General features: G+C 62.6%; 11 protein-coding genes. 1 reads left to right on the top strand and 10 read right to left on the bottom strand.

The features are described from left to right. Positions 1 to 3 precede the first annotated feature (3 nt). Both rplC and rpsJ read right to left on the bottom strand, forming a co-directional pair. A complete protein-coding gene (gene rplC / locus QRN51_RS21560; protein WP_059387360.1) occupies positions 4 to 654 on the bottom strand; it encodes a 50S ribosomal protein L3 in 651 nt (216 codons plus the stop codon). 18 nt (positions 655 to 672) lie between these two features. Beyond that, positions 673 to 981: a 30S ribosomal protein S10 gene (rpsJ, locus tag QRN51_RS21555; protein WP_003803825.1), complete on the bottom strand. Its 309-nt coding sequence runs from the start codon at positions 979 to 981 to the stop codon at positions 673 to 675. Positions 982 to 1,369: 388 nt separating this feature from the next. On the opposite strand from rpsJ, the gene QRN51_RS21550 reads away from it, so the two are divergent. Beyond that, on the top strand, positions 1,370 to 2,797 hold the full coding sequence (locus QRN51_RS21550) for a GH1 family beta-glucosidase (RefSeq protein ID WP_284991832.1): 1,428 nt from the start codon (positions 1,370 to 1,372) through the stop codon (positions 2,795 to 2,797). Between the two features lie 33 nt (positions 2,798 to 2,830). Here the strand turns inward: QRN51_RS21550 and QRN51_RS21545 are convergent, their stop codons facing one another. The 8 genes from QRN51_RS21545 to QRN51_RS21510 form a co-directional block, all read right to left on the bottom strand. Then, a complete protein-coding gene (locus QRN51_RS21545; protein WP_284991831.1) occupies positions 2,831 to 2,956 on the bottom strand; it encodes a hypothetical protein in 126 nt (41 codons plus the stop codon). Between the two features lie 28 nt (positions 2,957 to 2,984). After that, the gene (locus tag QRN51_RS21540; RefSeq protein WP_284991830.1) at positions 2,985 to 4,247 is read right to left on the bottom strand and encodes a hypothetical protein; all 1,263 of its coding nucleotides are present in this window, start codon (positions 4,245 to 4,247) and stop codon (positions 2,985 to 2,987) included. 60 nt (positions 4,248 to 4,307) lie between these two features. Beyond that, positions 4,308 to 7,160: a hypothetical protein gene (locus QRN51_RS21535; protein WP_284991829.1), complete on the bottom strand. Its 2,853-nt coding sequence runs from the start codon at positions 7,158 to 7,160 to the stop codon at positions 4,308 to 4,310. 196 nt (positions 7,161 to 7,356) lie between these two features. After that, complete coding sequence (tuf, locus tag QRN51_RS21530; RefSeq protein ID WP_059387357.1) at positions 7,357 to 8,547, bottom strand: elongation factor Tu; 1,191 nt, start codon at positions 8,545 to 8,547, stop codon at positions 7,357 to 7,359. A gap of 235 nt (positions 8,548 to 8,782) precedes the next feature. Beyond that, on the bottom strand, positions 8,783 to 10,897 hold the full coding sequence (fusA, locus tag QRN51_RS21525; RefSeq protein ID WP_059387356.1) for an elongation factor G: 2,115 nt from the start codon (positions 10,895 to 10,897) through the stop codon (positions 8,783 to 8,785). 68 nt (positions 10,898 to 10,965) lie between these two features. After that, positions 10,966 to 11,436 (bottom strand): 30S ribosomal protein S7, encoded by a 471-nt coding sequence (gene rpsG, locus QRN51_RS21520; protein ID WP_059387355.1) that lies wholly within the window; start codon positions 11,434 to 11,436, stop codon positions 10,966 to 10,968. Between the two features lies 1 nt (position 11,437). Beyond that, positions 11,438 to 11,812 (bottom strand): 30S ribosomal protein S12, encoded by a 375-nt coding sequence (rpsL, locus tag QRN51_RS21515; RefSeq protein ID WP_009358312.1) that lies wholly within the window; start codon positions 11,810 to 11,812, stop codon positions 11,438 to 11,440. A gap of 379 nt (positions 11,813 to 12,191) precedes the next feature. Next, positions 12,192 to 16,091, bottom strand: coding sequence for a DNA-directed RNA polymerase subunit beta' (locus QRN51_RS21510; protein ID WP_284755100.1), 3,900 nt, complete (start codon positions 16,089 to 16,091; stop codon positions 12,192 to 12,194). Positions 16,092 to 16,135: the final 44 nt, after the last annotated feature.

Raw genomic sequence — 16,135 nt, 5'->3', positions numbered from 1 at the left:
TAACTAGGCTCCCTTCACGGCGGTGCGTACGAGGACGACCTGGCCGCGGGCACCGGGGACGGCACCCTTGATAAGGAGCAGCGACTTCTCGGCGTCAACAGCGTGAACCGTGAGGTTCAGCGTGGTGTGACGTTCTGCGCCCATGCGACCGGCCATTTTCAGACCCTTGAAGACGCGGCTCGGGGTGGATGCGCCACCGATTGAACCGGGCTTGCGGTGGTTCTTGTGCGCACCGTGGGAGGCTCCAACACCGTGGAAGCCGTGACGCTTCATAACACCGGCGAAGCCCTTACCCTTGCTGGTGCCGACGACGTCGATCTTCTGACCGGCTTCGAAGAGCTCAACAGAAAGCTCCTGGCCCAGTTCGTAAGACGCGGCGTCTGCAGTGCGCAGTTCGACGACGTGGCGGCGAGGAGTTACGCCAGCCTTTTCAAAGTGACCAGCCAGCGGCTTGGTGACCTTGCGGGGATCGATCTGGCCGTAGCCGATCTGAACGGCGACATAGCCATCAGTCTCTGCGTTGCGCAGCTGGGTGATGACGTTGGAGTCAGCCTGGACGACAGTTACCGGGATGAGCTTGTTGTTCTCGTCCCAGACCTGGGTCATGCCGAGCTTCGTGCCCAGCAGGCCCTTTACGTTACGGGTTGCGGTCATAGTTTTCTCAGCACCTCCCTACAGCTTGATTTCGATGTTCACGTCAGCCGGCAGGTCGAGACGCATAAGCGAGTCAACAGCCTTCGGCGTGGGGTCGATGATGTCGATCAGACGCTTGTGAGTACGCATTTCAAAGTGCTCACGGCTGTCCTTGTACTTGTGGGGAGAGCGGATAACGCAGTACACGTTCTTCTCCGTCGGCAGCGGCACGGGGCCCACTACCGTTGCGCCTGCGCGCGTGACCGTCTCAACGATCTTCCGCGCTGAAACATCAATGACCTCGTGGTCATATGACTTCAGCCGGATGCGGATTTTTTGTCCCGCCATGTCGCCTGACTCTCTTTCAGTCTGTGCTGCCCTCGAATAAAGGCTGCCCTGTTCACTTACGTGTTGTATGTGGCTGCCGAAGCATTTGAAGTAGTACTACCACCCGCCGCACAAGCTGAATCCGGAGGGATCCGGGTTCCTCAACTTGCCGGTGTAACCGACCCCCGCGGTCGGGCGTGTCGCGATTTCCACGCAAACGCGTCCGTATTCCTTTGGGGATCTGGGTTATGTTTGGGCTTCAGCTTGGACCCTGACACCCGGCATTATCCGGATCGGGACGCGAAGAAGCGCTTGAACAACTCACCTAGTATGCCGGAATTCCCCGGCATAAGCCAATCGGACCTCCCTGACCATTGCCATCGGCACCTGCGCTCGGGATGATGGGGGCATGACCGTCCAAGATGCTGCCACTGTGGGGGATCTTGCAGGCCGCATCCGGCCGGACTTCACTTTGGGTGTCGCTGCCGCGGCCTTCCAGATCGAGGGCTCGCTCACAGCGGACGGACGAGGACCGTCGAGCTGGGACGCATTTGCCGAGAAACCGGGCGCGATCGTCGATGGGCACTCCCCGGCAGTCGCCTGCGACCACTACAACCGGACGGACGAGGACATTGCCCTCATGCAGGACCTGGGCGTGGATTCCTACCGGTTCTCCCTCTCCTGGCCGCGAATCCAACCCGGCGGCAAGGGGCCCATCAATCAACAGGGCCTGGATTTCTACGACCGCCTGATCGACAAGCTCCTGAAGGCCGGGATCTCCCCCATGGTGACCTTGTTCCATTGGGATACTCCCCTGCCGTTGGAGCACGACGGCGGCTGGCTGAATCGGGCGACTGCGGAACGGTTCGCCGAATACTCCGCCGCGGCCGCACACCGCTTCGGTGACCGCGTGGCGCAATGGGTCACCCTTAACGAACCGGTTTCGGTCGCGTTGCAAGGTTATGCGCTCGGTGTCCACGCTCCCGGCAGGCGTCTGCTCTTCGATGCCCTGCCGGCTGCCCACCACCAGTTGTTGGGGCACGGCCTGGCGGTCCAGGCCCTGCGCGCCGCCGGCGTGGCGGGAACTGTCGGCGTAGCCAATGTCCACTCTCCGGTCCGGCCCGCAAGCAAGCGGCTTGCAGACGGTCTCATGGCCAAGGCCTTCGACCTCATCTTCAACCGGGTGTACGCCGATCCCATCCTCCTGGGGAAGTACCCAAAGCCGCCGCTCCAGGTAAGGCCTTGGTTCCGGGCCTTGGGCAAGGTCCGCGACGAGGACCTCAAAACCATCCACCAGCCGTTGGATTTCTACGGCCTGAACTACTACTACCCCGTCAAGGTGGCCTCGGGCCGCGGCGACGGAACCGCCCACTGGAACACCCCGGACATGATGGCCAAGCTGCCGTTCCATCTGGCGGCGTTTCCCGAATACGAGACGACAGGATTCGGTTGGCCTGTGGCTCCCGAACACCTCGGAATCCTGCTGCGGGAGCTGAAAGACCGCTACGGAGCGGCGCTGCCTCCGCTGTTCATCACGGAGAGCGGAGCGAGCTTTCCGGAACCGGACCACACCCAGGGTCCGGTGCACGACGCCGACCGCATCAGCTATCTTGCCTCGCACCTTGGCCAGGCCTTGAGGGCCACTGCCCCCGGCGGGATCGCCCACGACGTCGACCTTCTCGGCTACTACGTCTGGACGCTACTGGACAACTTCGAATGGGCCGCAGGCTATTCGCAACGGTTCGGCCTGGTGCACGTTGATTTCGATACCCTTGAGAGAACCCCCAAGGACTCGTACTACTGGTACCAGTCCTTGAGCAAGGCGCGACGGAGCTGATTCGAAGTCCCTTTGTGGACCGATTGTGCTAAATCAGTCTTTCCTGTTCGCCCGATTGATGCGCTTGGCGCGCTCGATCTCGCGGCGGAAGTATTTCCTTCCCCACAAGACCCCGGCTACCACAACAACCACCAAGACCAGAAAAATCAGCGTTCCCATTTCGCATTCCTCCCTTGAGGCAACGGTATCAGGGAGCAGTCCTGTTGAGCCGCCAGACCGCAAGGACAATCAATGCCAAGGCGATCACGGCGAGCATCGCGAAGGCATAGGAACGAAGGGCCCACATCACGCTGAGCGCAACGCCCACGGCACCCCACCACACGAACATGCGCTCGGCGAGGACAAGTCCGGCAAGCACTAGCACCGCGAATCCGACGAGGACCCATAGCTGCTGTGGCACAGTGCCCGGGAAGAGGCTTCCTGGCACTATCGAGAGGAGGCCTCCGAAGGACAACAAGCCTGAGGCGATCCCCCCTCTGATACGCCCCTCCAGCTTGTCCCCAACGTAATAGCGCACCCCTGCCAAAACGGCACCCAGGACCGCGAACCACTGCACCACCCAAAAGAGCTCGGGCCTGGCTCCATGGACGAAGAGGAGCGACCGCTGTGCGGCGGCAAGCACCAGCACCGCACCGAGCTCCGCGACAGCGAATCTGATGGCGCGAGGTACCTCGAGGAAAGCCACGGCCACGGCAGCGCCGAGCAAGCACGTTCCTGCCACAGCGGTGTCATCGTGCAGTAGGCCTGCAGCTGCGGCCAGGGCAAATCCCCCTCCTGCTGTTACAGCGAGCGACAACTTGCGCACTGGGTGCGATCCCACACCCGGGATCCGGGACCAACGGACAGCGTAAAGCACAGCGGCCGATCCTGCGCAGCCCAGGAGCCACGGCAGGAAATCCTCCCATTGAGCCCCAGACAGCCACAGGAGCCGAGCGTCATCCAGGACCGAAGCAGCCAAGACAGTAGCACCAACGAGGCTCGCGGCGGAGGCAAGCGGGTAGAAGCCCGGCATTCCCTCGACGTGGGAGGCCACGAAGCAGACCACCGCCAGCACCAGTCCAGCCATTCCCATGGCGGTGTCCGATACATCAACGGACGCCACCCCTCCGGCACCGCCGAAGGCCAGCGACGCCGCCAGCCAGAACCAATGTTCAGGGACGCCGCTTCCTGGTTGGACGAGTAGCCTCGCGCAAGTCACCACGAGTGACATAGCGAGCAGCACCAGGGGCACCGCCGTGTGGCCCAGCAAGGGTTCGGCCAGCCAGGTTCCGGGAGGGAAGGACACCTCGGGTCCGGCCGCCACCACCACTGCAATCGACGCCGGAATGGTGAAATACACAGCGCCTCGGGCGGTGAAGATCCGATGAGCGACCACGGCGGAAACCAACAGCACGGCCAGCTCAAGCAGCAGCACCCAGCGGCCGCCGTCGTGGGCTTCCGGCTGAGACACAGACGAAAGGTACGTCGCCGGCAGCACTGCTTGCGCGCTGAGCGTCACCCACACTGCCGCCTATTGGAAGGGAATCTGCTGCAATCGGTTCCGCATGAGCCCGCGAATGATGTGCTGCAGCACCAGGACTCCCGCGAAAGTCAGCGACACCGCCGTGGCGGAGGCTGATACGTCGTGGGCAAATACCGCGGCAACGGCGGCCGTGAGAATCCTGGCGGCGATGAAGTAGACGCCCTTCGACATGCGCGCGGGCACCGCAGCGACCATGACGGCGCTGAATACGGCGAAGATGGCAAGCAAAGCCTCGACCTCGTGAATGTGCCCACCGCGAAGCAATAGCAAGAGCGCCAACGTCGCCGGCGCGAAGACCGCGGAGGCGGCCTCGGTGCGAAGCAGGAACCCCGCCGCCACAGCCGACGCCGCCATGGTGATCGAGATCGCCACCGCCTGCCAGCTTCCGGCCACGGAGCCGTCGGAGTACCTCCCGGAGACGCTGACGACGGCGACTGCGCCGGCCATGAAGGGGAGCACCACGGCGGAATCGACTGTCGCAAGGCCCCGGTCAATACCGCGGACCGCCTCCACGAGGGGCGGAATCAGTTGGACTGTCAAGGCGACGAACACCACGGTGGCAAGTTGAAGCCTCTCCCCCGCCACCACCAAATCGCCTCCGTCCCGGAGCAGCTGCAGATAGCCTGTGCCGGCGAGCAGGGTGACGAGCGCACGGGCTGCCCACCAATAGCTGCGGCGATGCAGGGTGCGGGGAAGGCGGAGCGCCTGAACGGCGAAGTACAGCGCACCGACGAGCAACACCGTGTTTCCCAACGACACGGACACTGCCCCGAAGGACAACGCCCCCGACCAGGCAAATGCCGCCGGGGCGAGGAACTCGACCACCCTTCCGGTCCTCACGGCGTCGCCCACAGCTTTCGGGAACAGCGTCAAGCCGAGCAAAGCGACTGCAAGGACGTGAATCACCACGGCCGATACAGTGAGGGGCTGGCCCGATGCTTGGTCCAGCAAAAAAAGCAAAGGCAGCGCTGCCATGCCGGTACCGGCAAAGGCTGCGAGGCAGGCGGTCGGCGCGAAGGTGCTGACACCCGAGCGGACCAGCGCAGCCTCCAATAGCAACTGGAACGTCACTGCGGCGAGGAACGCCAGGACGACGGCGGCAAGGCGCTCGGGAGTCTCCGGCACTACCGCCGCCGTCGCTGCCGGGACACTGAGAGTGAGCGCAATGCGCCCCGCGAGGACAAAGGCCTTGCGTTTGCCCTCCCTAGACCTGCTTGCGCGCAGCAGCCAGAACGCGCCGGCGATAGCCAACAATGCCGCTGTCGGCCAACCGCCCAGCTCATCGGCAAACGGGGCAGCAATCACAAGAGCGGCAACAGGGAGCCACTCGGCCTCGCCGCCCAGCTTCCACGCCAGGACCAGACCGCACAGGAGGGCCGCGAACAACGGGATCCCCACGGGCGTCCCGGAATGCCGGACCAGGATGGCAAGGCCCGCCATGAAGGCAGCCGCCGATTGAAGGCCAAAACACGCCACGGCATCAATGCGGCAGCGCCGGATCGCCTGGGATGTGCCCAGCCCAGGGAACCAACGGACCAGCCGGCTGCTGTCGAATGCCGACCATAGCGACTGCGCCGCAAGGAGAACGACGCCGGCCAGCAGCACTTCCGGGAGTCCAAGCCCCGCGTCGGACAGGAGTACAAGGAACGCCACCGTGAATGAGAGCCGCGCGGCATAGAACTGTGGGAGCCGGAAGATGCCCTGCGGAAGGGCCGCCATCACGGCAAAATACAGTCCACACGCCATCATGACGATGGCGTACTCACCCTTCCCCAAATGTTGGGGAACGAAGCTCGCGGCAAGCGTAACGAGCGGCACCACATAGGGGTGGAGGGACATCAAGGGCCGGACATAGACCGGCGGAAGCCAGCGCGGTCTGCGCATGGCTATCAGGGTCAGGACTACGGCGAATCCGATCAGGCATGCGAAATACCAGACGAGGGCACCGCCCAGCATGGACACGCCCGACCACGCCGCGGAGACCACGAAGCTCAACGACAGGAAAGCGAGAACCCTGTTGTCGAGTCGCACCGCGGCGACAACATAGGCCACTGTCCCGACGACGGACGTAACCAGCCAGGCCGCCGGGCCATTATGCAGCGCGAAGTTGTACATCGCCAGGCCCGTCACGGGGATCAACGCAAGGCCTGTTCCCGCGAAGGCGATCGCGGCGGGCCGAAGCCTGGAAGCCCTCGCGTGGAGGATGAAACCCGCAGCATAGAAGGCAGCCGTGATGGCCCAGACTCCGACGAAGCGGAGAACGGACGGAAGGCTGGAGCCGATGAACAGCGCCGAAGCGGCGACCAGCAGCAGGCTTGCCACGTAGAGGGTGATGTTGATGTTCTGCCGGTCCCGCTTCCGTTTCCGGGCCGCTTCCTCTTCCCGCAGCGCCTCCGGCGGGATCCGGGCCTCTGGCGACTGGATTGCTTGCATCCGGGCTGGTTGCGGCTGGATGGGGAATGGCCAGGGCTCAACTGGAACGGGCAGGGCCGGAACGGTCTTGGCTGGAGCGGTCTTGGCTGGGGCGGCCTGGCCTGGAGTTGCTAGGGCCGGGACGCTCTGAACGGGAGCTGTCGCGCGCGTTTGCCAACCCTCCGGGCGCGACGGGCCGGACTCCCGGTACTCCGCGGGAGCAGCTCCGCGGTGGGCCTCGGCGTCGCGCCACCCTGCAAGGTGGCCGGCCAGATAGCCTGAGCGATACTGCCTGACGGAATCGTCTGCAAGCCGTTCGGCAGCACGTTCGGCAAGCCAACGCCCTTTCGATTTCCCTGAGGAATACGACACCAAAGCAGTGACCAGGACAAAAACCATTACGAGGATGGTGCCAAAGAAGCCAGACATTCCTGCTCTCCTGTCCAAGGGCGACGAAGCCGCACGGCCTGCGGATCCGCAAAGTCACGGATCCACACTTCGTCATTAATCCATTCGATAGATAAACCATAGCAAAGAAGAACCCCGCCACGATAGTGACGGGGTTCTTCTTTGCTTTGCTACCGGACGCCAGGCGTCCGATCCTCCACCGATCTACAAGTAGAAACTACTTGATGATCTTGGTAACACGTCCCGAACCAACGGTGCGGCCACCTTCACGGATTGCGAAGCCGAGGCCCTCTTCCATAGCGATCGGCTGGATGAGCTCAACGGTCATCTCAGTGTTGTCGCCAGGCATAACCATTTCCGTGCCTTCCGGCAGGGTGATAACGCCGGTTACGTCCGTGGTACGGAAGTAGAACTGCGGGCGGTAGTTCGAGTAGAACGGGTTGTGACGTCCGCCTTCGTCCTTGGACAGGATGTAGACGTTGGCCTCGAAGTCGGTGTGCGGGGTGATGGAACCCGGCTTGACGACAACCTGGCCACGCTCGACGTCGTCGCGCTTCAGACCGCGGAGCAGGAGGCCACAGTTCTCGCCGGCCCATGCTTCGTCGAGCTGCTTGTGGAACATCTCGATACCGGTAACGGTGGTCTTCTGGACCGGACGGATACCAACGATTTCAACTTCGGAGTTGATCGCGAGGGTACCGCGCTCGGCGCGACCCGTAACAACGGTGCCACGACCGGTGATCGTGAAGACGTCTTCGATCGGCATCAGGAACGGCTTGTCGCGGTCACGAACGGGGTCCGGAACCGAGTTGTCGACAGCTTCCATGAGGTCCTCGACGGACTTGACCCAAACCGGGTCGCCTTCGAGTGCCTTGAGGCCGGAAACGCGGACAACGGGAGCGTCGTCGCCATCGAAGCCCTGAGCGCTGAGCAGCTCGCGAACTTCCATTTCAACGAGGTCGAGAAGCTCTTCGTCGTCGACCATGTCGGACTTGTTCAGCGCGACCAGCAGGTAGGGAACACCAACCTGGCGGGCGAGCAGAACGTGCTCGCGGGTCTGAGCCATCGGGCCGTCAGTGGCGGCAACCACGAGGATCGCACCGTCCATCTGGGCAGCACCGGTGATCATGTTCTTGATGTAGTCAGCGTGACCCGGAGCGTCTACGTGTGCGTAGTGGCGCTTCTCGGTCTGGTACTCAACGTGGGAGATGTTGATGGTAATACCACGCTGGCGCTCTTCCGGAGCAGAGTCAATCGACGCGAAGTCGCGCTGCTCGTTGAGAGTGGGGTACTTGTCGTACAGCACCTTGGAAATGGCGGCAGTCAGCGTCGTCTTACCGTGGTCAACGTGACCAATGGTGCCGATGTTGACGTGCGGCTTAGTCCGCTCGAACTTTGCCTTTGCCACAGGTTCCTCCTAGAACGATTTCAAGTGAGTTGCTCCTCGGCCGCGCTTTTCGCGGCAGAAACTCCAGCAAGTCTACTTGGGGGCTTTGGATTTGGTGAAATTGCAGATTCAGGGACCAATGTTGGTACCTGGAGTCTGTTCGCGCAAGGACCGGGCTGCGGCCTGGGCTACAGCCCGGCGCCTGCGCTGAATGCTTTCCCGGAACGGGCCAACATCCTGGTTTATCCGTCGGTGATTACTCGCCGCGGTTCTTCTGGATGATCTCGTCGGCAACTGCCTTCGGGACCTCGGCGTAGCTGTTGAACGTCATGGAGTACACAGCACGGCCCTGGGTCTTCGAACGCAGGTCACCGATGTAGCCGAACATGCCGGACAGCGGAACGTGCGCACGGATCACCTTGACGCCAGCGGCGTCTTCCATGGACTGCATCTGGCCACGGCGGGAGTTCAGGTCACCGATTACTTCACCCATGTATTCCTCAGGGGTGCGGACCTCAACATCCATCAGCGGTTCGAGCAGAACCGGGTTCGCCTTGCGTGCGGCTTCCTTGAAAGCCATACGGCCGGCGATCTTGAACGCCATTTCCGAGGAGTCAACATCGTGGTACGCGCCGTCAATCAGCGTGGCCTTGATGCCGACAACCGGGTAGCCTGCCAGAACGCCGTCGTTGAGCGCATCCTGGATGCCCGCGTCAACGGACGGGATGTACTCGCGGGGCACGCGGCCACCGGTGACCTTGTTCTCGAACGCGTAGAGCTCGCCGTCGGCGGTGTCCATCGGCTCGATAGCGATCTGGATCTTTGCGAACTGACCCGAACCACCGGTCTGCTTCTTGTGCGTGTAGTCGTGACGCTCTACAGCGCGCTTGATGGTTTCGCGGTAAGCAACCTGCGGCTTGCCGACGTTTGCCTCGACCTTGAATTCGCGGCGCATGCGGTCCACCAGGATGTCCAGGTGGAGCTCGCCCATGCCGGCGATGATGGTCTGACCGGTGTCTTCGTTGAGGGAGACCTGGAAGGTCGGGTCCTCAGCGGAGAGCTTCTGGATGGCCGTGGAGAGCTTCTCCTGGTCACCCTTGGTGTTCGGCTCGATGGCAACCGAGATCACGGGCTCCGGGAAGCTCATGGACTCGAGGACGATCTGGTTGTTGGCGTCGCACAGGGTGTCGCCCGTGGTGGTGTCCTTCAGACCGATTGCTGCGTAGATGTGGCCCGCGGTAGCGCCTTCAACAGGCATTTCCTTGTTGGCGTGCATCTGGAACAGCTTGCCGATGCGCTCCTTCTTGCCCTTGGTGGAGTTGACCACCTGGGCGCCTGCTTCCACGTGACCGGAGTACACGCGGATGAAGGTGAGCTGACCGAAGAACGGGTGCGCCGCAATCTTGAACGCGAGGGCCGAGAACGGCTCCTCGGCGGAAGGCTTGCGGGTGAGCTCCTTCTCTTCGTCGCGCGGGTCGTGACCGACCATGGGCGGGACGTCGAGCGGGTTCGGCAGGAAGTCAACAACAGCATCCAGCATCGGCTGTACGCCGCGGTTCTTGAAGGCAGAACCACAGAGAACCGGGTAGAGCTCGGAGTTGATGGTCATCTTGCGGATGCCGGCCTTGAGCTCCTCGACAGTGAGTTCTTCACCGTCGAGGTACTTCTCCATGAGTTCCTCGGAAGCCTCGGCAACAGTCTCAACGAGCTGTGCACGGTATTCCTCAGCCTTGGCCTGGAGATCGGCGGGGATCTCCTGGACCTCGTACTTGGCACCCATGGTGACGTCACCCTTGGCATCGCCCGGCCACACCAGTGCGCGCATCTCAAGGAGATCCACGACGCCGATGAAGTCGTTCTCTGCACCGATGGGCAGCTGGAGAACCAGCGGCTTGGCGCCGAGGCGGCTGATGATGGTGTCTACGGTGAAGTAGAAGTCAGCGCCGAGCTTGTCCATCTTGTTGACGAAGCAGATACGCGGCACGTTGTACTTGTCGGCCTGGCGCCAAACAGTCTCGGACTGCGGCTCAACGCCTTCCTTGCCATCGAAGACAGCAACGGCGCCGTCGAGGACGCGCAGCGAGCGCTCGACCTCAACCGTGAAGTCCACGTGGCCCGGGGTGTCAATGATGTTGATCTGGTTCTTGTCCCAGAAGCAGGTCACGGCGGCAGACGTGATGGTGATGCCGCGTTCCTTTTCCTGTTCCATCCAGTCAGTCGTCGAAGCACCGTCGTGCGTTTCGCCGATCTTGTGGTTCACACCCGTGTAGAACAGGATGCGCTCGGTGGTGGTGGTCTTGCCGGCATCGATGTGGGCCATGATGCCGATGTTGCGGACCTTGCTAAGGTCGGTAAGCACGTCCTGTGCCACGGTGTCTCCCTTTCGGATGGACTACACGTTCGCCGCCAGCTCAGGGAGCCGGCGGCGTACGGGAAGTTTTACCAGCGGTAGTGTGCGAAGGCCTTGTTCGACTCGGCCATCTTGTGGGTGTCTTCGCGACGCTTCACAGCGGCACCGAGACCGTTGGACGCATCCAGGATTTCGTTCTGGAGGCGCTCGGTCATCGTCTTCTCGCGGCGGGCCTTGGAGTAGCCAACCAGCCAGCGGAGAGCGAGGGCGGTGGAGCGGCCCGGCTTGACCTCAACGGGAACCTGGTAGGTTGCGCCACCGACACGGCGGGAGCGGACCTCGAGGGAAGGCTTGACGTTGTCCATGGCCTTCTTGAGGGCGGCGACGGGGTCGCCACCGGACTTGGCGCGTGCACCTTCGAGTGCGCCGTAAACGATGCGCTCTGCGGTGGACTTCTTGCCGTCGATCAGAACCTTGTTGATCAGCTGGGTGACCAACGGGGAACCGTAAACGGGATCGGAAACTAGCGGCCGCTTCGGGGCCGGACCCTTGCGAGGCATATTACTTCTTCTCCATCTTTGCGCCGTAGCGGCTGCGGGCCTGCTTGCGGTTCTTGACACCCTGGGTATCGAGGGCACCACGGACGATCTTGTAACGGACACCCGGAAGGTCCTTCACACGACCACCACGGACCAGCACGATGGAGTGCTCCTGGAGGTTGTGGCCAACACCGGGGATGTAGGCGGTAACTTCAACGCCACCGTTGAGGCGGACACGAGCAACCTTACGGAGAGCCGAGTTCGGCTTCTTCGGGGTGGTCGTGTAAACGCGGGTGCAAACACCGCGGCGCATCGGGCTGCCCTTAAGCGCGGGAGCCTTGGTCTTGGAGACCTTCGGCGTGCGGCCCTTGCGGACCAGCTGGTTAATCGTAGGCACTTTCGTGTTCTCCGTTGGTTGATCTCTGCTCCGCGCCCAGGCGTTGGCCTGTGTTTGCGTGAGAGCTTTGGCGTTGTCCATGCGACCCTGGCCCGAAGACCGGTGGGCGTGCAAAAGTGCGGCATTCGTTGCGCACGTAGCCCGCAACCCGGAAACAGGCTCCACCCAACATCATGAGAACAAAACCGAAATGATGCTGCGGCGGCCTTCATCCACTGCCACACAGAACAATTACCAAAATTCTAGCATGGCTTGATCTGAGGCCTTAATCGGGTGTAGAGGGGTGAACCACGACGGCGGGTGCCGGCCGCCGTCGTCGGGCGCTTAACGGGAAGGACCCCGCACTCAGTGAGTACGGGGTCCTTGCGTTTCAGACTTCTCAGCGGAAGTCGTTGCCGAGATCGTAGTCATCCAGCGGGATGGCGTGGAACTCGGGAGCTCCGTCGCCGCCCAGGGCGTCATACGAGAAGTCGGTGAAGGCGCTGGGGCCCGTGAACAGGCTTGCCTTTGCTTCTTCAGTCGGCTCCACGGTGACCTCGGTGTAACGGGGCAAGCCCGTACCGGCCGGGATGAGCTTACCGATGATGACGTTCTCCTTGAGGCCGAGCAGCGGGTCGCTCTTGCCTTCCATGGCCGCCTGCGTCAGAACGCGGGTGGTCTCCTGGAAGGAAGCGGCCGACAGCCAGGACTCAGTTGCCAGAGATGCCTTGGTGATACCCATCAGTTCCGGACGGCCGGAAGCCGGGGTACGGCCTTCGGACACCACGCGACGGTTCTCGTCTTCGAAGCGGCTGCGCTCAGCGAGCTCGCCCGGAAGCAGATCGGAGTCGCCGGATTCGATGACGGTCACGCGGCGCAGCATCTGACGGACGATGACTTCGACGTGCTTGTCGTGGATGCCGATGCCCTGGCTGCGGTAAACGCCCTGGACCTCGTCCACCAGGAACTTCTGGGCGGCACGCGGACCCATGATGCGCAGAACCTGCTTCGGGTCCACAGGACCGTTGATCAGCTTCTGGCCGACGCTGACGTGCTCGCCATCCTCGATGAGGAGGCGGGAACGGCGCAGCACCGGGTAGGCGATCTCCTCGGAACCATCGTCCGGGGTGATGATGAGGCGCATCTGGCGCTCGGACTCTTCGATGGCGATGCGGCCGGCTGCTTCAGCAATCGGTGCAACACCCTTCGGAGTACGGGCTTCGAAGAGCTCCTGGATACGGGGCAGACCCTGGGTGATGTCGTCGCCACCGCTGGCGGAAACAGCACCACCGGTGTGGAACGTACGCATGGTCAGCTGGGTACCGGGTTCACCGATGGACTGTGCGGCGATGATGCCGACGGCCTCTCCGATGTCCACGGTCTTGCCAGTGGCCAGCGAACGGCCGTAGCAGAGCGCACAGGTACCGACCTTGGACTCACACGTGAGCACGGAACGGACCTTGACCTCGGTGATGCCGGCTGCGAGCAGCTCGGCAATGACGACGTCGCCGCAGTCGGTGCCGGCAGCTGCCAGCACAGCACCCTTGGAGTCGACGACGTCGACGGCGAGGGTACGTGCGTAGGCGCTGTTCTCGACGTTCTCGTCAAGGACCAGCTCACCGTTGGAGTCCGGCACGGCGATTGCGGTCATGAGACCACGCTCGGTGCCACAGTCCTCTTCACGGACGATGACGTCCTGCGAAACGTCCACCAGACGACGGGTCAGGTAACCCGAGTTGGCGGTACGCAGCGCGGTGTCGGCCAGACCCTTACGGGCACCGTGCGTGGCGATGAAGTATTCCAGCACCGACAGGCCCTCGCGGTACGAGGACTTGATCGGACGCGGGATGATCTCACCCTTCGGGTTGGCCACAAGACCACGGATACCCGCGATCTGGCGGACCTGCATCCAGTTACCACGTGCACCGGAGGACACCATGCGGTTGATGGTGTTCATCGGGGACAGGCTGTCACGCATCGCCTGGGCGATTTCGTTGGTGGCCTTGTTCCAGATCTCGATCAGTTCCTGGCGACGCTCGTCGTCGTCGATCAGGCCCTTGTCGTACTGGCCCTGGATCTTGGCAGCCATGGTCTCGTAACCGGCAAGGATGGCCGGCTTGGAGGTGGGCACCTCGATGTCGGAGATTGCCACGGTGACGCCCGAGCGGGTTGCCCAGTAGAAACCGGCGTCCTTCAGGTTGTCCAGCGTTGCAGCCGTGACAACCTTCGGGTAGCGCTCTGCGAGGTCGTTGACGATACGGGAAAGCTCGCCCTTGTCGGCAACAGCCTCAACCCACGGGTAGTCCTCCGGCAGGGTCTCGTTGAAGAGAACCTGGCCGAGGGAGGTCTGGACCAGTGCGGTCTGACCCGGCTCCCAACCTTCCGGAGCTTCCCAGCCGGCGTAAGGCACAAAGCCCTCAAGGCGGATCTTGACCTGGGAGTTCAGGTGCAGCTCGCGGGCATCGTAGGCCATGATGGCTTCCGAAACCGAGGAGAAGATACGGCCTTCGCCTGCGGAACCAACGCGCTTGGTGGTCAGGTGGTACAGACCGATGATCATGTCCTGCGAAGGCAGGGTCACCGGACGGCCATCTGACGGCTTCAAGATGTTGTTGGAGGACAGCATCAGGATCCGGGCTTCAGCCTGCGCTTCGGGGCTCAGCGGCAGGTGGACTGCCATCTGGTCACCGTCGAAGTCGGCGTTGAAGGCGCCACACACCAGCGGGTGAAGCTGGATGGCCTTGCCTTCTACAAGCTGCGGCTCGAATGCCTGGATGCCGAGGCGGTGCAGGGTAGGTGCACGGTTGAGCAGCACCGGGTGTTCGGTGATGATCTCTTCCAGCACGTCCCAGACCTGCGGGCGGTAACGCTCGACCATGCGCTTTGCCGACTTGATGTTCTGCGCGTGGTTGAGGTCAACCAGGCGCTTCATCACGAACGGCTTGAAGAGCTCCAGGGCCATCTGCTTGGGCAGACCACACTGGTGCAGCTTCAGCTGCGGACCGACGACGATGACCGAACGGCCGGAGTAGTCGACGCGCTTGCCGAGGAGGTTCTGGCGGAAACGGCCCTGCTTGCCCTTGAGCATGTCGCTCAGGGACTTCAGCGGACGGTTGCCCGGACCCGTGACAGGACGGCCGCGACGGCCGTTGTCGAAGAGGCTGTCAACAGCTTCCTGAAGCATGCGCTTCTCGTTGTTGACGATGATCTCCGGAGCGCCGAGGTCAAGCAGTCGCTTGAGTCGGTTGTTGCGGTTGATCACACGGCGGTACAGGTCGTTGAGGTCGGAGGTCGCGAAACGGCCACCGTCCAGCTGGACCATCGGGCGCAGTTCCGGCGGGATCACCGGGACGGCGTCCAGCACCATGCCAAGCGGGCTGTTGTTGGTGGTCAGGAATGCGTTGACAACCTTCAAGCGCTTGAGGGCACGCGTCTTGCGCTGGCCCTTGCCGTTCTGGATGGTGTCGCGGAGGGACTCCGACTCTGCCTGCATGTCGAAGTTCTCAAGACGCTTCTTGATGGCTTCGGCACCCATGGAGCCTTCGAAGTACATGCCGTAGCGGTCGCGCAGTTCGCGGTACAGGCCTTCGTCACCCTCGAGGTCGGCGACCTTCAGGTTCTTGAAGCGGTCCCAGACCTGCTCGAGGCGCTCGATCTCAGCATCCGCGCGCTTGCGGACGTTGGCCATCTGGCGGTCCGCGGAGTCGCGGGCCTTCTTCTTGTCCGCAGCCTTGGCGCCTTCACCTTCGAGGCGGGCAAGCTCGTCCTCAAGGTCGCGGGCAATCGTGGCGATGTCGCTGTCGCGGTTGTCGACGAGCTGCTTCTTCTCGAGGTCGTGCTCCACCTGGAGGTTCGGCAGTTCCGCGTGACGGCTCTCGGTGTCGACGCTCGTGATCATGTAGGCAGCGAAGTAGATGACCTTTTCGAGGTCCTTCGGTGCCAGGTCAAGGAGGTAGCCCAAACGGGAGGGAACACCCTTGAAGTACCAGATGTGCGTGACGGGAGCGGCCAGCTCAATGTGGCCCATGCGCTCGCGGCGCACCTTGGCGCGGGTGACTTCAACGCCACACCGCTCGCAGATGATGCCCTTGAAGCGCACGCGCTTGTACTTGCCGCAGTAGCATTCCCAGTCCCGGGACGGGCCGAAGATCTTCTCGCAGAAGAGGCCGTCCTTCTCGGGCTTGAGCGTGCGGTAGTTGATGGTTTCCGGCTTCTTGACCTCACCGTAAGACCAGCCGCGGATGTCTTCCGCGGTGGCGAGGCCGATCTGCATGAGGCCGAAGGAGGATTCGCTGGACATATGGTCCCTGTTCTCTCTTGTTCTCTAAATTCTGAAGTCTTGGG

It is taken from the genome of Arthrobacter sp. efr-133-TYG-120 (assembly GCF_030209785.1).
In the GTDB taxonomy this organism is placed as follows: domain Bacteria; phylum Actinomycetota; class Actinomycetes; order Actinomycetales; family Micrococcaceae; genus Arthrobacter.
The sequence above is the reverse complement of the archived record's forward strand: the minus strand, read 5'-3'. Positions and strand labels throughout refer to the sequence as shown.